Here is an 18,021-nt window from a genome sequence, read left to right as displayed (position 1 = left end):
ATCACCGCTCGCCGCTTGGCGACCGCACATGAAAGCAGCGGTCGTTGCCACGGCAATGACCGTCACCGCGATACTCGCGACGCCGTCCGCACACGCCGAGGGCTCGGCCCCTCCGGTGCTGGCCGACGGGTTCGGCCTGACCCAGGTCGCCGACGGCACCGTGACGCACTCCGACACCGACTTCACGATCACCGTGACCACCCCGGAGGTGTCCGGCCCGCACAGGATCCGGATCTTCCTTCCCCGCGACTACCGGGCCGACCCCGCCAAGCGGTGGCCGGTGACGTACTTCCTGCACGGCGGAGGAGGGACCGTGGACGACGCCGCGGCCGCCCCCGCGCTGCGCTCGGACTCGATGATCACCGTGGTGCCGGACGGCGGCCTGAAGAGCTGGTACGCCGACTGGGTCATGCAGAACACGCCCGTCGGCGCGGCGAATTGGGAGACCTTCCACCTGAACCAGGTCATCCCCTTCATCGACGCGAACCTGCGCACCATCGCCGACAGGGACCACCGGGCCGTCGTCGGCCTGTCGATGGGAGGTTCCGGGGCCCTGCACTACGCCGAAGCCCGGCCCGATCTCTTCGGCCATGCCGCCTCCCTGTCGGGCGGCCTCGACTTCGACATGGCGGAGATCCGCGGCGCGGTCCTGGCCACGGAACTCAACCTCACGGGCGCATGGTGCGCCGTGAGCACATCCAGCCCGTCCGGCACCGGAAAGTGCACCGGCTACGGACCCACCGTCGACAGTGACGCGATCTACGGCTCGCCCTACCCGGTCTTCGACGCGGATCGCGTCTGGAAGGCGGTCAACCCCGCCGCCACCAGCAACCTGGCCAGGCTCACCGGCGTCGAGACCACGATCTACACCGGTGACCAGGGCCTCATCGACCACTTCACCGACATCGCCGCCCGACGGGTCAAGGCCCGCATGGACCAGCTCGGAATCGACAGCCGGCTCGTCGCCTACGGCAACGGGGCGACACTGGCCCCCACCTGCGACGGCGGTCACAACTACGGCTGCTGGTCCGCCGCGCTCGCGGACTACATCCCCCGGCTCCAGGCCTCGTTCGACCGGCCGGGAGCGGCGTGACACCGGAATAGGGAAGGCCGCCGCCCGGCATCACTCGTCGCGCCGTCCCGGTGTGCGCGGGCGCGGCGTCATCCCCGGATCATCCGCCGGACGACCTGGAGCGTCCGGCCGGTTCCGTCCTCGGCCCGCATGTGCCGCGCGGCTCCCGAAGCGGCTCTCGTGTACGTCTCCTGCCGGACGACCCGGCCGAGTGCGTCGGCGAGCCGTTCGGCGGTGAGGGACCGGAAGGGGATCGGGGCGGTGGCGGCGCCGATGGCGGCGAGCCGTCCCGCCCAGAACGGCTGATCGGCGGTCACCAGTACGGTGACCGAGGGCACCCCGGCGCGCAGCGCGGCGGCGGAGGTGCCCGCCCCGGCATGGTGGACCACCGCGGCCAGCCGTGGGAAACAGCGGGGCGTGCGGCACGTCCCCGATGGTGAGGACATCCTCGTCGTCGGCAGCGAGACCGGCACTGCCGGCCTGCAGGATGCCGCGCAGACCGGCGCGACGCAGCGCCCGTACGGCGATCCCGCTCAGTCGCTCCCCGTCGCCGCCCGCCATGCTCCCGAATCCGATGAGGACGGGCCGGGGCCCGGCCCCGAGAAAGTCCTCCAGGTCCGTGGGCAACCGGTCGGCGCGGTGGGCTGGAGGTACACGCCGAGGCTCGGCGTACCCGTGGCCTCGGCGATGTGCCAGCCGAGCGGGGCCGTGGTGGCCGACAGCAGGAGCAGATCCGTTCCGGCGTCCGTCGCGTCGGCGAACCCCTGGCCCAGCTCCGTGACGAACGCGGCGGCGCTGCGCATCAGTTCACGTCCGCCCGTGCGGCCGCCGCCCACGCGTGGGTCGCCGGGGAGAGCGCGGAACTCCAGCCCGGCGTCGCGTACGAGAGGCGCGAAGGTCTCCGTGGTGGCGAGGGCGACGTCGTACCCCGCCCGGCGCAGCCCGGCGCCCAGACCCGCATGGGGGGCGACGTCTCCACGCGAACCGGCCGCGGCGATCAGGATCCTCATCGGCTCTCCTGCTCCTTCTCGGTGCGGGGGCGGCCCGGCGTACGGCGACCCGCGTTCGCGTGGACCGCCGCGCGGGTATAGGAGGCCAGTCCCGGGCGTTGCTGCGACGGGGGCACCACGAGGGCGAAGGCGCGCGGGTCGGCGACGAAGTCGTCCGCGATGCGCCGGTGCATGTCGCGGGGCAGGAGGTGAACCAGTGGGCGATGTGCAGGCGGTGCTCCTCCGCCAGGTCCATGGCTCGCGCGCTGTCGCTCGGTTCTCCGTCGTCGAAGGCGGCGAGCAGCTCCGCGCGCCAGGCGGCCATCGGCGTTGCTCCGCTCGCCCACCGGGCGCACTTTTCGAGGCGCACCGGCGGAGACCGGCTGACCATCCGGCGTTCCGGGGCGGGCCAGGTTCAGGAGGCCCCGAGGCCATCGGGCTGACGCCCGGGACGGCGCCGGGGACCGTGCCCGGGTCGGTGGCCGGGCGCCGCCGGGGTGTCTGCGTTCCCAGGGGGTTCCGTGGCGAAGAGCCGCCCCTTGCCGACGACTGACGCACACGGAATCATGGCTGCCTTCACCCCTTCGGACATTCGACCGTCAGGCATACCGGTGCCCGAGGCCGGGCCGTGAGCATTCCGGGAGAACCATGGTCATCGCTGTCGTCTATCTCGTCGTCTCCCTGGGCGCGAGCGTGATCTGCGGCCGACTGCTGGACCGCCAGCTCAAGGGCCCGCAACTGCGGGCCGCCTGGGCGGAGGGACTCACGGCCGAGGCCCGGTGCACGGCCGTGCGTACCGAGGAGGGCCAGGACGCCGAGGGCGGTCTCGTCACCCACCGTTACCCCACGCTGGAATTCCGTACGGCCGACGGGCGCACCGTCAGCTTCGAGGAGCGCCAATCGCGTCATGTCCCGGCCGAGGGGGAGTTCGTGACGGTCCACTACAGCGCCCGGAATCCGGAGGGTGCGACCACCCGTGCCGCCTCGTTCGGCATGCTCCACGCCAGAGCCCTGATCACCGGGGTGGGCGCGGTGCTGTCGGTGGCCATCGCGTCCACCCTGGCCCTGGTGATCTGACCCCGCGGCCTCGTACACCGGGCTTCATCCGGCCGGCCGCGTGGCGTGCGCGGTTTCGTTCGCGGCCGAGGCGTTGAGGGACCTCTGACAGCCCGCCCCCGGCGGCTCGGCAGCGACGGAGCGCCGTTCGGTGCGTGGCTACGGCCTCCGGCGGCTCACCAGTTCATCGGTGAGGCGGTGCAGTCGCAGCGCTGCCTCCCGGTCGAACGCGGGCCCCTTCAGGGGGAGTCGGCGGGAGGTGCGGTAGGCGGTGAAGCGTTCGCCCGGCGGCTCGTCCAGGAGCCGGGCCATCGGAGCCACGGCCTTGGTCACGGACGTGGCGATCAAGGCGAAGGACGCCTTGGTCAGGGCGCGAAGCGGCGGGGGCAGATGGTCGGGCATGCCGGTCGACACCACGCCGGGGTTGTAGCCGACGTAGCGGATCGGTGTGCCGGGGTACAGGGCGGCGAAGGCCACGCCGAGCAGGTCGTTGGCGCGGAAGGACTGGAGTGTGGCCCTGGTGCCGCTGTAGCGGCGCGTCAGTTGGGGGTCGTCCCAGTGGATGCGGCCCAGAGGAGTTCCCGGGGTGCCGACGTTCATGATGACCGGTCGCGGCGCGGACTCCATCGCTTCGCGCAGGCCATGACTGAGGATGTACCGGCTCAGGTAGGCGAGGGCGAAGCTGTGCTCGAACCCTTCGGGGGTGACGGTGCGGGGGCCGAAGAGCCGGTACCGCTGGGCGCACAGGACGAGTGTGTCCACCGAGGGGCAGGTGCTCCTGATCGCTGTGACGAGTTCCCGGGCCGCGGTGACCGAGGTCAGATCGGCCCGCAGGAAGACAGCTCGGTCCGCGGCCGATAGGGCTGCCGCCTCTTTCAGCAGAGCCTGCCCCTTGGCGGGCGTACTGCCCACGGCGACCACGCGTGCTCCCCGGCGCAGGTAGTGCGCGGCGAGCCCCCTGCCGAGTCCGTCGGTTCCTCCGGTGATGACCACGGTCTGCATGCCTGGCTTCCTTCCCCTCCGAGCCGTGCGCCGACGCGCGGTGGGCGCATCGGAACCGTTATGTGGATACTGAATATCCACTTAGATGGACCGTAGCATGAACCGGATATGCTGTATCCGGTTGTGGTCGGTGCACGTGAGCGGAAGGGAGCCGTGGATGGGTGCGCGGAGGGCGGACGGGGAACCCGGTGCTGCGGAGCCACGCCCGTTGAGACGGGATGCCGAGCTCAATCGCCGGCGCATCCTCCGGGCCGGGCACGAGGTCTTCGCCGCGCGTGGCCTTCAGGCGACACTCAACGACGTCGCGCACCACGCCGGGCTCGGAGTGGGCACCGTCTACCGGAAGTACCCGGACAAGCAGGCGCTCGCAGCGGCCGTCTTCGCCGAAGAGCTCGACGGGATCGCGGCGATGGCGCGGGAGGCGCTGGCCGAGGACGACGGGTTCGACGCTCTGGCAGGATTTCTGGAAAAGGCCCTGGGGCGGGCCGCGGACAACCGGGGACTGCGCGAGCTGATGCGCGACGGCAGCATCGAGGGAACCGGTCTGGCGCGAGCGCGGCAGGAGATCAACGCGCGCTGCGAGCAGTTGGTGGCGCGGGCGCACGCCCAGGGCGCGTTGCGCGACGGCGTCACCGGGGCCGACGTCGTACCCATCGCGGCGATGATCGATGCCGTCATGGGTCTGTCGGCCGAACGACCGCTGGAGACATGGCGCCGGTATCTGGTGATCATTCTCGACGGGCTTCGGGCCCACCCGGACCGGGCGCCGCTGCCCACTGCCGGCGGCACGGACTGACCTCGACGATGAGCGCGTCTCGCTCCGGGGGCTTCCCGTGCGGGGGCGCGCGTGGTGATCCTTGGGAGGATTCGTGGAACTGCTCACCTTGCTCGACGAGGCGGTGGCCGCCCTCAAAGCCCCTCTGGAGGAGGCCGACCGGGAACAGGGCTGGACCGATGACCTGCGCAGAGAGTTCCAGGAAGAGATCTCGATCAGCCGTTCGGTGCTGCGCCGCCACGGCACAGGCATGGCCCGGCATCTGCGTCCGCGCTTCGACGAGTGGCTGGACCACGAGGGCGTACGGCAGGGGAGGCTCCGGGACCTGGTCGCGGATGTGCAGCGACGGCTCGTGAACGCACGCGGCGAACCGGGAAGCCGCGAACCGGGAAGCCGCGAACCGGGAAGCCGCGAGCCGGGAAGGCGCGGTGCCTGACCGCCGCACCGTGCGACGTTCGGACAACTGCCCGGGGTAGAAACGGGACTTCGAGGAGAGACACAGGACGTACGCCACCGGGGCCTGGGCCGGGCGCCGACAACCGCCGCCCGCCATCTGGTGCCCGCGGGAGAACCGGTTCGGTCGCAGCAGGCAACAGGCAACGCCCGCAGCGTACGTGCCTTTCGGACAGCGGGGTTCCGGCCGGTCGGCGCGGAGGCACTGCTCGTCGCCGCTTGAGAGCATACGCGTGGTGGATGTGTGCGGGCCGGCCATGCGGCCGAGGGCGCTCAGGTGCCGCGCCGCACTGATGGCCGGACGGCTCAGCCGAGCTCCTGGACGCGGACCAAGTTGCCCGCGGGATCGCGGAAGGCGCAGTCGCGGATGCCGTACGGCTGCTCGGTGGGCTCCTGAACGACCTCGGCGTGCCCGGCCCGGACCTGCGCGAAGGTGCTGTCGAGGTCCCGGGTGGCCAGCAGGATCCAGCCGTATGTGCCCTTGGCCATCATCTCGGCGATGGTGCGGCGCTCGTCCTCGGTGATCCCGGGGTCGGTGGCCGGCGGCGCCAGAAGGATGGAGGTGCTGGGCTGGCCGGCGGGGCCGACCGTGATCCAGCGCATCTTGCCCTGTCCCACGTCACTGCGGACCTCGAAGCCGAGGACGTCGCGGTAGAAGGCCACGGACGCGTCCGGATCGTCGTGGGGGAGGACGCTCGTGTGAATGGTGATGTCCATGATGATCATGCTAAAGGCTGTCCCGTGATCTCCGGCGGATCAGCGCGCGGCGCCGGATGTGGTGCGTCGCGGGGCGGGGGCGTACGCGCAGGGGATTGCGTGCGGGCGTTCAGGCGGACGCCGCGCCGACCGATCCGCCTGAACAGACGTGTGCAGGCCGGAACGACGCGAGTTCGCCCCAGGTTCGCCCGGCAGCGGCAGCGGCAGCGGCAGCGGCAGCGGCAGCGGCAGCGGTGGCGGTGGCTTCCCGGGCGGTGGGTACCGTCAGAGGCTGATGACCGCCCAGAGGCTGCGGCCGTCGGTACCGGTGTCCGTGCCGCACGCCGTCACCCCCGTCTGCGCCGTGATCCGGTGAAGGACATCGTCCCCGTCCGGGCTGTGCCCGGGAGCCGGGCCGGCCCGGTGCGACAGGGCGACGATGCACGCGTGCCCGTCCTGGTCGGAGAGGTGGACACTGACGCGGCGCCCGGTGTCGGCGACCGCGGCGGTCACCAGGAGCGTGGTCACCGCCCGTACTGCCTCCAGGACCGCGGTGCCGGGCTGGTGCCCCCACTCTCCCAGCTGGGCCACCACCCTGCCTCCGGCGTTGCGCACCGACCACGGGGCGGATTCGAAGGTCCAGTTCGCTCCGCGCCGGTCCCGCATGCCCACACCGATCCGCGTGGTGCCGGTGAGTGGTCCATCGGCTCCGACCTTCGGACGAGGCGGCGAGGACGGCTTCTTCGGAGGGGGCGGAGTCTTCGGCGGGTAGCTCGGCGGCGTACCGGGCTCTTCCGCTACAGGCGCGGCCATGAGGATCTCCCGTCATTCCGGGCATGTGGGGGATGTGCCCGGAGCCAGGGTAGGCCGAATGGCGGACTGCCGACGCCGGGCCGGCCTCGGACCTTCCTGCTCATCGGGCTCGTCCGGCTCGGTCGACCCGGTTGACCAGGGAGTCACCGGCCGGTGCTGAACGTCGGCCATCGGGGTGTGCGGGATGTCTTCGACCCGGACGGGTGACTCGGGGGCCGAGGGGTGAACCTTCTGCGAGTCCTCACCACGACCCGGCCGGTGACGCGGTGACGCGGTGACGCGGTGACGCGGTGACGCGGTGACGCGGTGACGCGGTGACGCGGTGACGCGGTGACGCGCCGGCCGACGGCCGGCGGCGGGGACGGCGACCACCGCCGCGCTGTGAGGGGCGCGGCACAAGAAGGCATCGCGCGCCCTCATTCCCTTCGTGGGCCGAAGTGCGCGGTGTTGTACGTGGCGTGGGGCTGCTTCCTCTGGGTCAGGCGCGGGCCCGGCGGATGTCGATGTTGCCGTGCCGGGTCCTGGCGCGGACCTCGACGGTGTCCTCGGTCTTCCCCGGGGTCTCGGACGAGGTGAGCGTGTTGCGCACCTGCCCGGAGCTTGAGCTGACGTCGAGCCAGGCTGCCGTGCCCTCGCGGACGCCGACCTCGATGGCGCCGTAGCTGGTTTCCAACTGGACGGTGCCACGGGCGACTTCGGCGACGCGCAGGGCGCCGTGGGCGGTGGTGGCGGTGACGGAGCTCTCGGCGCGCTCGATGTGGATGTCGCCGTTGGCGCCGCTGACGCGCAGTTCGCCGGTCGCGGCGCCGACGGTTGTGGTGCCGTGCGAGTTCTTGAGGACGGCGGTGCCGTCGACGAGGCCGACGCGCAGGCTGCCGGAGCTGGTGGTGATCTCGGCGGGGCCCTCGACGCGGTCGACGGTGATCGATCCGTGGGCGGCGGTCAGTTTCAGCGGGCCGGTCGTGTCGAGGCGGACGTCGCCGGACGAGGTCTTCACCTGGACCTCGCCGAGCCGGCCCTCGCCGAGCACCTGGGTCCAGGCCCCGGTCAGGTCGATGCGCGAGTCCGCGGGCAGGTCGACCGCCACATCGACGATGCCGGTGCGGCCGAACAGGTTGGACTTGGGTGTTCTGACGGTCAGTACGCCGCTCGCGTACGTGGCCTCGGTCTGCTCGGCGGCCCGTACGTCCTTGTCCTTCTTCGGGTCGCGGGGCCGTACCTCGACGACCGTGTCGGGGCGGTCGGCGGCGGTGAACTGGATGGATCCCGCGTCCACCCGGGCGGTGACCGAGATCGGCTGGGGAGTGTCGAACGAAGGCATGGCTGTCCCGTCCTCTTGGCTCTCTGGCACGTCCTCGCTGGTGGGACGTGTGTGTGGGTGGGTGAAGCAGTACGGGGCGGGGGTGCGGCTGGGGCGTGTGCCGAAAGCAGCGCCGTCCGCCCGAAGGGCGGGGCTGCTTTCGACACACGCCCTAGTGCACCCAGCCCGTGAAGCTCTGGCCGATGGTCCTGGCCTTCTCCGTCGTACGTGTCCGGGTGCCGCCGTCGACCGCGGCCGACACGGCGCGCACCAGCCATGCGTTGAGCGACAGGCCCTCGTGGGTCGCCGCCTCCTCGGCGCGGGCTTTGAGGTGGGCCGGCAGGCGCAGGTTGACGCGGGCGGTGCCGCCGTCGTCCCCCTCGGCCTGGACGGGGGCCGGTGCGTTGAGCGACTCGACGGGCGAGGCCGGCTCGGCAGGGGCGGCGCCGTCGGTGGGCGGCCGCGTCACCACGAAGTCGGGGTCGAGTCCGCGCAGCCGTACGTCGACCGAACCGGGGGCGAGTTCACGGGTGATCTCGTCCGTCGCGGCGGAGAGCACATTGAGCATGGCCAGCCGGGTGGCCGACTCCAGCGGAGCGGTGAGCCGCTCCGCCAGCTCGCGGGCTTCGTCGCCACCGGCTTCGGCGGCCACCGCGAGCTCGCGGCGGAGGTTGTCGATATACGGCGTGAGGTCCATGATGCCATCATGGCATCACTGTGGCCCTATGTGCAAGCTGCGGGGTGGTGCCGTCGGGACGGGGATGGGGCGGAGCATTCTGACCTGCGAAAATGTGAGGGTTCCTCGCTGTGTGGGTGTGGCGTCACCCATGCGCATGCGCCCTTTGGGGCAAGAAATGGCGCCACCCGACACCACATGGCACAGAGTGGCGCCATGTGGCGTCAGGTGGTTGTCCAGTGGTGTCGAGCCACACTCCGACGTGTCAGAGATCGGAACGGGTTTCCGGTTTGCGTGCCATGAAGGTGGCAATCGTCCGCGTCGCCCCGTCGCAGGGCTCCTCCACCATGCGCGCGCTGACGGCCAGCCCGGCCAGGCCCAGCAGTTCGGCGATCCGGGCCGGTGGCAGCAGGTGGGACTCGTACGTCACGGTATGCCCGCCGTAGGCCTGCGTGGGGCGCCGAATCTCGTCGTCCCCCACATGGCCGACCAGCATCAGATGACCGCCCGGCGCCAGGGTGCGATGGAACTCGGCGAACACCACCGGCAGCAGCTCAGGTGGCGTGTGGTGCGTGGAGTAGTAGGCGAGGATGCCGCCGAGTCCGTCCTCGTCGAGCTCCAGCGAGGTCATCGAGCCCACAGCGAACCGTAGGTTCGGAAAGGCCTCCCGGGCCAGCTCGATCATCTTCGGCGACACGTCGATCCCGAAAGCCGGCACTCCCTGCGCGGCCAGGTGGGCCGTCACCTTTCCGGGCCCGCACCCCAGGTCCGCGACCGGTCCGAGGTCGGCGACCCGGACGAGTTCGGCGAACGCGGTCAGCATCGCGCGTGACAAGGGATCAAGCTCGGCAGGGGACTTGACGCGGTCGGCGTAGTCGGCGGCAACGGTGTCGTACGACTCCCGGACCGCGGCGAGGTAGGCGGGTTCAGTCACGCCAGGAATATAGTGCCCCTCTCCGCCGGCTCTTGCCCGAGGGGCGGCGGAAGCCCCGTTCTTCGCGGTGAGGGAGCGCGTCAGCAGTCGCGTGGTGCTGCCGTCGTCCTCGACGATGTCCCGGACGTGCGCGAAGCCGATTCTGCTCAGCAGGGCCAGCGATCCGCTGTTCGGCGCGGAAACGGTGGCATGGACGGCGGACAGCCCGAGGGTGGCGAAGCCGTGGGCGACGACGGCCTCGGCCAACTCCGTACCCAGGCCCGAATCCCAGGTGTCGGAGCAGAACCGGGGTCATGGACACCGACGCTATCCAGCGGACGCCGGGCACGGCAAAGCACTTTCACCACGGGCGGGCGGCCGGATCCGGGCGGTCCTGGAGTCCGGCACGGCTTCTGCCCTCCTGGAATCGTCGGGGCGCACGAACCGGCCGCCAGCGTTTCGTCCGCCCGGATGAACAGCGGTTGCGGGTTCTCTCCTAGGGTCGCCCGGAAGACCAACCGGTGCTCCGCGATCCTGAGGAGACGAAGAGTGCAGACACTTTTGCGCGGCGGCCGTGTCATCGACCCGGGAACCGGGCTCGACACCATCGCCGATGTGCTCGTATCCGATGGCGTGGTCAGCGCCGTCGCCCCGGGGCTCGACGCACCGCCGGGCTGCGCGCTCATCGACGTCACGGGTCTGATCGTCGGCCCGGGGTTCGTCGACCTGCACAGCCATGTGCACTCGGTGGCAGGGCAGCGGCTGCAGGCCATGGACGGCGTGACGACAGCGCTCGACCTGGAAGCCGGCCTCATGCCCATCGAGAGGGCGTACGCAGAGGCCGCCGCGCAGGGACGGCCGCTGCACTACGGGTTCTCGGCCTCGTGGAGCAGCGCCCGGGCACAGGTGCTCTCGGGCATCCAACCCGACGCGGGGGCGGTGAGCAGCCTCGCGGTGCTGGGACATCTCACGTGGCAGCGTTCTTCCTCGGACCGTGAACTCGCTCAGTGGCTGGCACTGATCGAGGGAGAGCTGGCCGCCGGAGCGCTCGGCATCGGAGTGCTCCTCGGGTACGCGCCGCACAGCGAGCCCGCCGAGTTCCTCGCGGTCGCCCGGCTCGCGGCGAGGGCCGGAGTGCCGACGTACACACACGTCCGCGAACTCGTCGAGATGGACCCCGGCACGCCCGCCGACGGCTCCGAGGAGATCGTCATCGCCGCAGCCGAGACCGGCGCCGCGATGCACCACTGTCACGTCAACAGCACATCGGGCCACCACATCGATCGCGTGTTGAGCACTTTGGACAGCTCACGGCGGTCGGGATCGCGCGTGACCGTCGAGGCCTACCCGTACGGTGCGGGCAGCACGGCGATCGGAGCCGCCTTCCTCGACGCCGAACGGCTGCGGATGAAGGGCTTGTCCCCGTCGAGTGTCGTGATGCTCGAATCGGGGGAGCGCATCGCCGACGAGGGCCGCCTGCGGCAGTTGCGGAGCAGTGACCCCGGGGCCCCGTGCATTCTGGAGTTCCTCGACGAGGGGAACCCACGCGATCTGGGGATGCTGCGCAGCGCTCTTGCCTTCCCGGACGCGATCGTCGCCAGTGACGCGATGCCGGTCTTCTGGAAGGACGGCAGCAACGACAGCACCGTCTGGCCGCTTCCGCCGGGTGGGAGGACGCATCCGCGGACGGCGGGTACATTCGCCAGGTCGCTGCGGGTGATGGTGCGGGAGAGCGGCGCCTGGGACTGGCCGGAGGCCTTCCGGCGGTGTGCCCATCTTCCTGCGCGCGTCCTCGACGAGGTGGCGCCCGGTGCGCGGGCCAAGGGACACCTCGGGATCGGTGCGGACGCCGACATCGTCGTCATCGACCCCGCGACGATCACCGATTCCGCCACGTACGTCGACTCCACACGGCCTTCCGTGGGTGTGCGGCATCTGTTCGTCGGCGGTGTGCCGGTGGTCAGCGCGGGGGAGTTGCAGGTCGAAGCGTTTCCGGGGAAGCCGTTGAGGGGCGAGTCGCGTTGACGTGCCCGACGTGCGCTGACGCGGCGGTGTGACGGGAGGCCCGGGAGCGCTACCGCACAGTGGCCCGCGGCGGACTCCGCGTTGTTCGCCGATGCGCGAGAGGCCGGGCAGCACTTGGAGTGCATGGGCGAGCGCTGGGGTCGGGCGTATCGTGCCGGGATGATCGCGATTCCAGAGGCGTTCGCGCGGTGCACCGTCGAACGCGAGGGAGAAGCCGGGGCGACGTGGCTGGCGGAACTGCCCAGGACCGTGGAGGAGTTGCTGGGACTCTGGGCGTGCGTTCCGGACGGCCGGGTCGTGCACGGGGGCGTCGGTGTGATCGTCCCGGTGCGGCGGCGGGACGGGGCGGCCGCCGTACTGAAGGCGTCGTTTCCGCATCCCGGCAATGTCCATGAGCCGGACGCCTTCATGGCATGGGGTGGGCGCGGCGCCGTTCTGCTCCACGAGCGCGCGGACGATCGGTTCGCGATGCTGCTGGAGCGCGTCCGGATGTCGACCCTGGCGGAGATCGAGGACGGCGACCTGGTGGTGACGGTGGCCGGAAGGCTCAGCCGCCGCCTGGCCGTCCCCGCTCCGCCCGGCCTGCCACGGTTGAGGGAACAGGCCGACGCCTGGGAGGAGCAGTTGCGCGTCGATGCCTCGGAGCTGACCCACACGCTCCCGCACCGGGTGCTCGACGCCGCCGTGGCGACCGTCCGGGAATTGGGCCGGGACCAGCCCGACACCCTCATCCACGGCGACCTGCACGCCCGCAACATCCTGCGCGCCGAGCGCGAGCCATGGCTGGCCGTCGACCCCAAAGGGTATGCGGGGGATCCCGCGTACGACGGCGGTACGTTGCTCAGGTCCCGTGCGTTCGCGCTCCTTGCGGCGGACGACCTGCGCAAGGCCGTTGACCGTGTCCTGGATGTGTTCGCCGAGGCTGCGGAACTCGACCGCGAACGCGTCCGGCGATGGGCCCAGTTCCATGCCGTCCAGGGTTCCTTCTGGGGCCGCCGCCACGGATTCCGTGTAGCCCGAGGCGGACCACGATTGAGCAGGCTCACCGAATTCACCGACGAGTTGGCGGAGTTGCTCACGGAATGCCCGTAGGCCGGGGTGGCGCCGGTCGGTGAGGCTGCCGGAGTGCATGCTCCCGTCGATCGCCGTGAGGTGTGCGGACCGACGCGGAGACGGCTGTGTTCGTGGCGCCCGTGGGTTCAGTCCAGACCGGTCGCCCAGTCGGTCAGCGCGACGAAGTCGTCGTCGGCGAGACCGCGTCGCGGGTCGATCCGGCGCAAAAGGGCGGGTCCGTCGTGGTGCTCCCTCACCCAGGCGCGATCCGCCTCGGTGATCTCGTCGTCGATCCAGGCGAACGCCCGGCCCGTCGTCCGCGCGACGATTTCCGGAGTCTTCCAGAACACGCCTCCCCGGGGCATGGGCTGCGTCGAGGACCAGGCGATGAAGGGCAGTTCGGGCAGCCCCAGAGCAGGAGCGATGAAGTCATTGGCCTCTTCCTCCCACGTCGTGGCCCAGACCAGGTCGAAGGGAAGCGCGGCCAGGGCCGGCCCATGATGCGGATTGAGCCACACCCGCAGTGGTTTCGGCGGCATGTCCGGCAGTCCTCGCTCGGTCAGCCGACGTCGTTCTGCGGCCTTCCAACGAGGTGTCAGCAGCCGGTGTGTCTCATAGCCCTCGGGCCGGCGGTGTGGCTTCGCGGCGTACGGATTGAGCGGGCCGTCCACGTCCACCAGCAGTATCGGTCGCATCGGCTCCTCCCTCCAGCTCATTCCCGGCATGCTACTGGCCGGTGCCGGGCGCGCCCGGTGAATTCTCGGCGGGCGGGTTTCTCGCGTACCGCCCCCGACGTGCTCGTGTTGCCGCTGACGTGGTCCGCCCTCAGCATGGCTTGTGGGGCCCGGAGCGCGTACCACCCCCGGAAGCTCCCCCGACCGATGCCGTCCCGCCCCGGTACGAAGGCCCTCGGCGCCGGTCCGCCTCGAACCTTCGGAAGGACGGACGCATGCCTACGGTGACCACACGTGACGGTGTCGAGATCTTCTACAAGGACTGGGGCAAGGGGCGCCCCGTGGTCTTCATCCATGGCTGGCCGCTGAATGGCGACGCCTGGCAGGACCAGCTCAAGTACGTGGCCGACAACGGTTTCCGGGGCATCGCGCACGACCGGCGCGGTCACGGCCGCTCCACCCCGGTGTACGAAGGCTACGACTTCGACACCTTCGCCGATGACCTCAACGACCTCATCAACGCCCTCGATCTGCGCGACGTGACACTCGTGGCCCATTCGATGGGCGGCGGTGAACTGGCCCGCTACATCGGACGGCACGGCACCGGGCGGATCAGGTCCGCGGTCCTGCTGTCCGCGATCACCCCGCTGATGCTCAAAGGGCCCGACAACCCCGAGGGCGTGCCGCAGGACGTTTTCGACGGCATAAAGGAAGGCATCCTCAAGGAACGCTCACAGTTCTGGAAGGACACCTCGGAAGGGTTCTTCTCCGCCGGCCGTCCGGGCAGCAAGGTCACGGAGGGGAACAAGGACGCCTTCTGGTACATGGCCATGGCCGAGACCATCGAGGGCGGCGTCGCCTGTGTCGATGCCTTCGCACACACGGACTTCCACGAGGACCTCAAGAAGTTCGACATCCCCACCCTCGTCGTGCACGGCGATGACGACCAGGTCGTACCGATCGAAGCCACCGGCCGCAAGAGCGCGAAGCTCATCCCGAACGCGACCCTCAAGGTCTACGAGGGTGGCTCCCACGGCATCGCGCTCGTCCCGGGTGACAAGGAACGGTTCAACCAGGACCTGTTGGACTTCCTCAAGGGCTGAACGAGGGCGGCCGCGGCGAGAGGGCGCAACGCGGCCGCCGGAAGGCTGTTCTGTCCTCTGTCCGTCCATGACGGACGCGCGGAGACGTCGGCAGCGGCCAGTGGCTACTCTCCGGCGGCGCGGTGCTGCTGGCGTTCCTGCTCCCGCGCCCTGACGTCCTCCAGGCGCGCGAAGAGCGCCTTCCACTGGCGCTTCGCCGCTGCCTGCTTCTGCTGCTTGGGCGGATCGATGAAGCCCGTCTTGCCTTTCCCCTTGCGCTTGTCCTTCGGCCCGCTGTGGCTGCCGCTGGTCAGCTGGGCGCGTTTGGGAGCACCATCGCGGCGGCGCTGTCGATTTCCGCTGGTCATGGCGTCACGCTACGCGGCTGCCGCGTAGCGGGGAACAGCAGGGCAGTGGGTACGGGAACGGCGGGGCGGTGCGTACGGCAACGTCATGGCGGTGGGCGGCGGCCGATGAGTTTCTCCACGGCCGGCAGTCGTTCAGTCAGCAATACTCAGTACGCCGCGCTTGTCGGTCCGGTCGAGGCGTGCACCGGACGGACCGGCCGAGAACAAGACAGAACACCGGGAGACACTGTGCGTACCCTGATCAGCACCGCCTTCATCTCGCTCGACGGCGTCGTGGAGGCCCCGGGCGGAGAGCCCGGCTACCGGAACTCGGGCTGGACCTTCAAGGACGTGGAATTCCTCCCTGAGGCATTCGCCATCAAGAGCCAGGAGCAGGAGGACTCCACCGCGATGCTGATGGGCCGGGTCAGCTACGAGGCGTTCAGCCCGGTCTGGCCGGGCATGGAGGACTTCGCCGGCTACAAGGCGATGCCGAAGTACGTGGTCTCCACCACGCTCACCGAGGACGACCTGGTCACGGACTGGGGCGGGACCACGATCCTGCGCTCGCTCGACGAGGTCGCCGCGCTGAAGGAGACCGAGGGCGGTCCGATCATCGTGCACGGCAGCGCCACCCTGAACCGGAACCTGTCGGACGCCGGGCTGATCGACCGATACCACCTGCTCGTGTTCCCGCTGCTCCTCGGCGCGGGCAAGCGCCTGTTCAGCGACACGGACAAGGACACCCAGAAGCTGAAGCTCGTCGAGCACGAGGCGTACGCCAACGGCCTGCAGAAGAACGTCTTCGACGTCGTCCGCTGACGGCGCTCCCGTGCGGGGACAGGGCTCCCCTGCGGGGCGACTGTCGTGACGGACATGACCGGTGAGTGTCCGACGGGTCGTTCCGGGGCAGTAGTCGGTTCATGGTCGTACTGTCGAACGAAATCCGTCTGAGGGTCGAGGCGCCGCACATCTGGTACGTCGGAACGGTCAGCCCGGACGGGGCTCCCCATGTGAGCCCGATGTGGGTGGGCATGGACGGGGACCTGCTCCTGTTCAACACCGCGATCGGCCGTATCAAGGAACGCAATCTGCGCCGTGACCCGCGCGTGTGCCTGTCCCATGCGGATGCCGCCGATCCCTTTGACCGGGTACAGATCCGCGGCCGTGCCGTCCGGTTCGTGGAGGGACCGGAGGCGGACCGGAACATGGACAGGCTCGCGCGCGTCTACCTGGGCACCGAGCGATTCGAGTGGCGCGTTCCCGGCGAGCGGCGGGTCATCGTGCTGATCGAGCCGACGCGCGTACGCCGTGTGGTCGGAGTCGAGCCGTTCCCCGCAGGGGCGCCCGGGGCGCCCGGAGTGCGGGATCCGTCGGACACACGCTGACGTTGTGCCGAGGACTGCGGACGCCGGGATCCGCAGCACCTCCGCAGCACTTCCGCTGCGGCCTGCGCTCATCGGCCCGTGCGCCATCCTGGCCGACTGGCCGAGGGGCTGACCGGGCTGGCTGCCGGACGGCAGATACGTCCGCTGCTTCAACCGGCGAGGGCTTCGGCGATACAGGCCACTGCGCCCACAGCCGCCCCGTATCCCGGTATGGCCATCAGCGGCCATGGCACGGGGCGGGGTACGAGCGCACGTACATGAAAGGCGAAGTCGCGGTACTCGGCCATGCCTTCGGTGCCGGGAAGCACCATGAAGCGCGGCTGCACGGTGCAGAACAGCCACCAGTCAAGGACCACCAGGTCGAAGAGCGTGAGGGCGAGGAAACCGACCGCGCCGAGGGCGAACGGCGGCCAGAAGCCGAGTGCGCCCACCGTCCGGTCGTGCAGATCGAGTACGCCGATCACCGGCACCACGATCAGGGCGAGGAGATTCAGCAGCCCTGCCGCTGCCGCCGTCCGACGGCCCCGGGCGCTCTGCGGCCCGTATCGCTCGCGGATGGCCTGGGGGTAGTCCGGGAGCAAGGAGTCCCGGGAGACGTGGAGAGACCCTACGACGACGACGGCGAACAAGGTCATCAGCAGAAGCGCGTAGCCCATGCCCACCCTTGCCACTTCCCAGAAGCCCATGAAGGACACCATAGAGAAAGTTAGGCATGCCTCGCCTAATATTTGGACAGGGAAGGGGGGCAGGGCAGGGGCGGCCGGCGGTCCCGCGCCGTCCGGCTGTCAGTGCCGGGTGCGAGACTTCCCGGCATGACCGAACCGAACGCGAAGGCGGACCTTCTCCGCTATCTGCAAGACGCTCGTGAAGCCCTGTTGTGGAAGCTCGACGGGCTCTCGGAATACGACGTCCGTCGTCCGCTGACACCCACCGGCACGAACTTGTTGGGGGTGGTCAAGCACTGCGCGGGTGTGGAGTTGGGGTACCTCGGCGATACGTTCGGCCGGCCGTTCTTCAGTGAGGAGCCGCCTCCCTGGTGGTACACGGAGGACGCCGAGACCAATGCCGACATGTGGGCGACCGCGGACGAGTCCCGCGAAGAGATCGTGGGGCTCTACCGCCAGGCGTGGGAGCACTCGGACCGTACGATCGAGACACTGGCGCTCGACGCGATCGGACACGTCCCGTGGTGGCCGGAGGAACGGCGCGAGACCACACTGCACCATGTCCTGGTACGCGTGATCGCCGATGCCAGCCGGCACGCCGGCCACGCGGACATCGTGCGGGAACTCATCGACGGGGCAGTCGGGTGGGTGAACGGCAACGACAGCATCCCGCAGGGCGACCAGGCGTACTGGGAGACCCACCGGAGCCGGCTGGAAAACGTGGCACGGGAAGCCGGTAACGGCTGAGCCGGCCCACAGCCGTACGGGCGCCGGCCACCGCCGTATCAGTGGCCGGACCGCGCACGTTCGTCGCGCGGGGGCCTTCACGCCGGAAGTCTCGCGACCGGCCGTCCGAGGATCTTCGGAGGGACGGTACTCCGTCGGCCGGAGCGAGAACAGCTGCCGCCCCGGGGAGCGCCGACGGCGAACCGGACTCCGCCCGGAATCCACCGGCCCGGTCGGGTGATCTGTGGTGAGACAAACGGTTCCCAGTGAGTGTCCCGTACGGACCATCCCTCGCGTGCGTGCGAGAACGCCTGGT

Annotated in this window: 19 protein-coding genes and 4 pseudogenes; 11 read left to right on the top strand and 12 right to left on the bottom strand. The window is 70.3% G+C overall.

Annotation, left to right across the window (positions count from 1 at the left end; all coding sequences use genetic code 11):
- Positions 1–28: 28 nt before the first annotated feature.
- Positions 29–1,093: an alpha/beta hydrolase family protein gene (locus tag OHA98_RS22965; protein WP_266928619.1), complete on the top strand. Its 1,065-nt coding sequence runs from the start codon at positions 29–31 to the stop codon at positions 1,091–1,093.
- A gap of 68 nt (positions 1,094–1,161) precedes the next feature.
- Here OHA98_RS22965 and OHA98_RS22960 read toward each other — a convergent pair.
- Positions 1,162–2,082, bottom strand: a pseudogene (locus OHA98_RS22960) (glycosyltransferase).
- Positions 2,079–2,383, bottom strand: a pseudogene (locus tag OHA98_RS22955) (TipAS antibiotic-recognition domain-containing protein); the annotation flags it as partial. The pseudogenes OHA98_RS22955 and OHA98_RS22960, both read right to left, overlap by 4 nt.
- Positions 2,384–2,709: 326 nt before the next feature.
- Here OHA98_RS22955 and OHA98_RS22950 point away from each other — a divergent pair.
- Positions 2,710–3,138 (top strand): DUF3592 domain-containing protein, encoded by a 429-nt coding sequence (locus OHA98_RS22950; protein ID WP_266928618.1) that lies wholly within the window; start codon positions 2,710–2,712, stop codon positions 3,136–3,138.
- A gap of 138 nt (positions 3,139–3,276) precedes the next feature.
- Here OHA98_RS22950 and OHA98_RS22945 read toward each other — a convergent pair whose 3' ends face one another.
- A complete protein-coding gene (locus OHA98_RS22945) occupies positions 3,277–4,119 on the bottom strand; it encodes an SDR family NAD(P)-dependent oxidoreductase (RefSeq protein ID WP_266928617.1) in 843 nt (280 codons plus the stop codon).
- A gap of 208 nt (positions 4,120–4,327) precedes the next feature.
- On the opposite strand from OHA98_RS22945, the gene OHA98_RS22940 reads away from it, so the two are divergent.
- The 3 genes and pseudogenes from OHA98_RS22940 to OHA98_RS22930 all read left to right on the top strand — a co-directional run.
- Entirely contained in the window at positions 4,328–4,915 is a 588-nt protein-coding gene (locus OHA98_RS22940; protein ID WP_266928616.1) for a TetR/AcrR family transcriptional regulator, read from the top strand.
- Positions 4,916–4,988: 73 nt separating this feature from the next.
- On the top strand, positions 4,989–5,330 hold the full coding sequence (locus OHA98_RS22935) for a hypothetical protein (protein WP_266928615.1): 342 nt from the start codon (positions 4,989–4,991) through the stop codon (positions 5,328–5,330).
- A 63-nt stretch (positions 5,331–5,393) separates the two neighbouring features.
- Positions 5,394–5,570, top strand: a pseudogene (locus tag OHA98_RS22930) (GNAT family N-acetyltransferase); the annotation flags it as partial.
- An 83-nt stretch (positions 5,571–5,653) separates the two neighbouring features.
- Here OHA98_RS22930 and OHA98_RS22925 read toward each other — a convergent pair.
- From OHA98_RS22925 to OHA98_RS22900, 6 genes and pseudogenes are all read right to left on the bottom strand, one after another.
- On the bottom strand, positions 5,654–6,064 hold the full coding sequence (locus OHA98_RS22925; RefSeq protein WP_266928614.1) for a VOC family protein: 411 nt from the start codon (positions 6,062–6,064) through the stop codon (positions 5,654–5,656).
- A gap of 264 nt (positions 6,065–6,328) precedes the next feature.
- Positions 6,329–6,856 (bottom strand): hypothetical protein, encoded by a 528-nt coding sequence (locus OHA98_RS22920; RefSeq protein WP_266928613.1) that lies wholly within the window; start codon positions 6,854–6,856, stop codon positions 6,329–6,331.
- A 478-nt stretch (positions 6,857–7,334) separates the two neighbouring features.
- Positions 7,335–8,177, bottom strand: coding sequence for a DUF4097 family beta strand repeat-containing protein (locus OHA98_RS22915; RefSeq protein WP_266928612.1), 843 nt, complete (start codon positions 8,175–8,177; stop codon positions 7,335–7,337).
- A 151-nt stretch (positions 8,178–8,328) separates the two neighbouring features.
- Entirely contained in the window at positions 8,329–8,853 is a 525-nt protein-coding gene (locus OHA98_RS22910; RefSeq protein ID WP_266928611.1) for a toxin-antitoxin system HicB family antitoxin, read from the bottom strand.
- A 244-nt stretch (positions 8,854–9,097) separates the two neighbouring features.
- Positions 9,098–9,766 (bottom strand): trans-aconitate 2-methyltransferase, encoded by a 669-nt coding sequence (locus tag OHA98_RS22905; RefSeq protein WP_266930859.1) that lies wholly within the window; start codon positions 9,764–9,766, stop codon positions 9,098–9,100.
- Between the two features lie 144 nt (positions 9,767–9,910).
- Positions 9,911–10,036, bottom strand: a pseudogene (locus tag OHA98_RS22900) (GNAT family N-acetyltransferase); the annotation flags it as partial.
- A 258-nt stretch (positions 10,037–10,294) separates the two neighbouring features.
- Here OHA98_RS22900 and OHA98_RS22895 point away from each other — a divergent pair.
- Together OHA98_RS22895 and OHA98_RS22890 are read left to right on the top strand one after the other, a co-directional pair.
- Positions 10,295–11,770 carry an amidohydrolase family protein gene (locus OHA98_RS22895; protein WP_266928610.1) on the top strand — a complete coding sequence of 492 codons (1,476 nt, stop codon included), beginning with the start codon at positions 10,295–10,297 and terminating at the stop codon, positions 11,768–11,770.
- Positions 11,771–11,929: 159 nt separating this feature from the next.
- Positions 11,930–12,862 carry an aminoglycoside phosphotransferase family protein gene (locus OHA98_RS22890; RefSeq protein WP_266928609.1) on the top strand — a complete coding sequence of 311 codons (933 nt, stop codon included), beginning with the start codon at positions 11,930–11,932 and terminating at the stop codon, positions 12,860–12,862.
- 107 nt (positions 12,863–12,969) lie between these two features.
- Here the strand turns inward: OHA98_RS22890 and OHA98_RS22885 are convergent, their stop codons facing one another.
- Positions 12,970–13,518: a hypothetical protein gene (locus OHA98_RS22885; RefSeq protein ID WP_266928608.1), complete on the bottom strand. Its 549-nt coding sequence runs from the start codon at positions 13,516–13,518 to the stop codon at positions 12,970–12,972.
- 254 nt (positions 13,519–13,772) lie between these two features.
- On the opposite strand from OHA98_RS22885, the gene OHA98_RS22880 reads away from it, so the two are divergent.
- A complete protein-coding gene (locus tag OHA98_RS22880) occupies positions 13,773–14,600 on the top strand; it encodes an alpha/beta fold hydrolase (protein WP_266928607.1) in 828 nt (275 codons plus the stop codon).
- 104 nt (positions 14,601–14,704) lie between these two features.
- On the opposite strand, the gene OHA98_RS22875 is transcribed toward OHA98_RS22880, so the two are convergent.
- Positions 14,705–14,947, bottom strand: coding sequence for a hypothetical protein (locus tag OHA98_RS22875; protein WP_266928606.1), 243 nt, complete (start codon positions 14,945–14,947; stop codon positions 14,705–14,707).
- Between the two features lie 228 nt (positions 14,948–15,175).
- Here OHA98_RS22875 and OHA98_RS22870 point away from each other — a divergent pair, with 228 nt between their 5' ends.
- Together OHA98_RS22870 and OHA98_RS22865 are read left to right on the top strand one after the other, a co-directional pair.
- Positions 15,176–15,748, top strand: coding sequence for a dihydrofolate reductase family protein (locus OHA98_RS22870; RefSeq protein WP_266928605.1), 573 nt, complete (start codon positions 15,176–15,178; stop codon positions 15,746–15,748).
- Positions 15,749–15,849: 101 nt separating this feature from the next.
- Entirely contained in the window at positions 15,850–16,314 is a 465-nt protein-coding gene (locus OHA98_RS22865) for a PPOX class F420-dependent oxidoreductase (RefSeq protein WP_266928604.1), read from the top strand.
- 149 nt (positions 16,315–16,463) lie between these two features.
- Here the strand turns inward: OHA98_RS22865 and OHA98_RS22860 are convergent, their stop codons facing one another.
- Complete coding sequence (locus OHA98_RS22860; RefSeq protein ID WP_266928603.1) at positions 16,464–17,000, bottom strand: hypothetical protein; 537 nt, start codon at positions 16,998–17,000, stop codon at positions 16,464–16,466.
- A 126-nt stretch (positions 17,001–17,126) separates the two neighbouring features.
- Here OHA98_RS22860 and OHA98_RS22855 point away from each other — a divergent pair, with 126 nt between their 5' ends.
- Positions 17,127–17,726, top strand: coding sequence for a DinB family protein (locus tag OHA98_RS22855; protein ID WP_266928602.1), 600 nt, complete (start codon positions 17,127–17,129; stop codon positions 17,724–17,726).
- The last annotated feature ends 295 nt before the right edge of the window (positions 17,727–18,021 follow it).

The organism is Streptomyces sp. NBC_00654 (genome assembly GCF_026341775.1).
Taxonomy (GTDB): Bacteria; Actinomycetota; Actinomycetes; order Streptomycetales; family Streptomycetaceae; genus Streptomyces.
Note: the sequence above shows the minus strand (reverse complement) of the source record. Positions and strands in the feature narration are given on the sequence as shown.

Excerpts from the sequence above, each read along its gene's own strand:
- OHA98_RS22965 (WP_266928619.1), top strand. The coding sequence starts at position 29 with ATGAAAGCAGCGGTCGTTGCCACGGCAATGACCGTCACCGCGATACTC.
- OHA98_RS22950 (WP_266928618.1), top strand. The coding sequence starts at position 2,710 with ATGGTCATCGCTGTCGTCTATCTCGTCGTCTCCCTGGGCGCGAGCGTG.
- OHA98_RS22945 (WP_266928617.1), bottom strand. The coding sequence starts at position 4,119 with ATGCAGACCGTGGTCATCACCGGAGGAACCGACGGACTCGGCAGGGGG.
- OHA98_RS22925 (WP_266928614.1), bottom strand. The coding sequence starts at position 6,064 with ATGGACATCACCATTCACACGAGCGTCCTCCCCCACGACGATCCGGAC.
- OHA98_RS22920 (WP_266928613.1), bottom strand. The coding sequence starts at position 6,856 with ATGGCCGCGCCTGTAGCGGAAGAGCCCGGTACGCCGCCGAGCTACCCG.
- OHA98_RS22915 (WP_266928612.1), bottom strand. The coding sequence starts at position 8,177 with ATGCCTTCGTTCGACACTCCCCAGCCGATCTCGGTCACCGCCCGGGTG.
- OHA98_RS22910 (WP_266928611.1), bottom strand. The coding sequence starts at position 8,853 with ATGGACCTCACGCCGTATATCGACAACCTCCGCCGCGAGCTCGCGGTG.
- OHA98_RS22890 (WP_266928609.1), top strand. The coding sequence starts at position 11,930 with ATGATCGCGATTCCAGAGGCGTTCGCGCGGTGCACCGTCGAACGCGAG.
- OHA98_RS22885 (WP_266928608.1), bottom strand. The coding sequence starts at position 13,518 with ATGCGACCGATACTGCTGGTGGACGTGGACGGCCCGCTCAATCCGTAC.
- OHA98_RS22880 (WP_266928607.1), top strand. The coding sequence starts at position 13,773 with ATGCCTACGGTGACCACACGTGACGGTGTCGAGATCTTCTACAAGGAC.
- OHA98_RS22875 (WP_266928606.1), bottom strand. The coding sequence starts at position 14,947 with ATGACCAGCGGAAATCGACAGCGCCGCCGCGATGGTGCTCCCAAACGC.
- OHA98_RS22865 (WP_266928604.1), top strand. The coding sequence starts at position 15,850 with ATGGTCGTACTGTCGAACGAAATCCGTCTGAGGGTCGAGGCGCCGCAC.
- OHA98_RS22860 (WP_266928603.1), bottom strand. The coding sequence starts at position 17,000 with ATGGGCTTCTGGGAAGTGGCAAGGGTGGGCATGGGCTACGCGCTTCTG.
- OHA98_RS22855 (WP_266928602.1), top strand. The coding sequence starts at position 17,127 with ATGACCGAACCGAACGCGAAGGCGGACCTTCTCCGCTATCTGCAAGAC.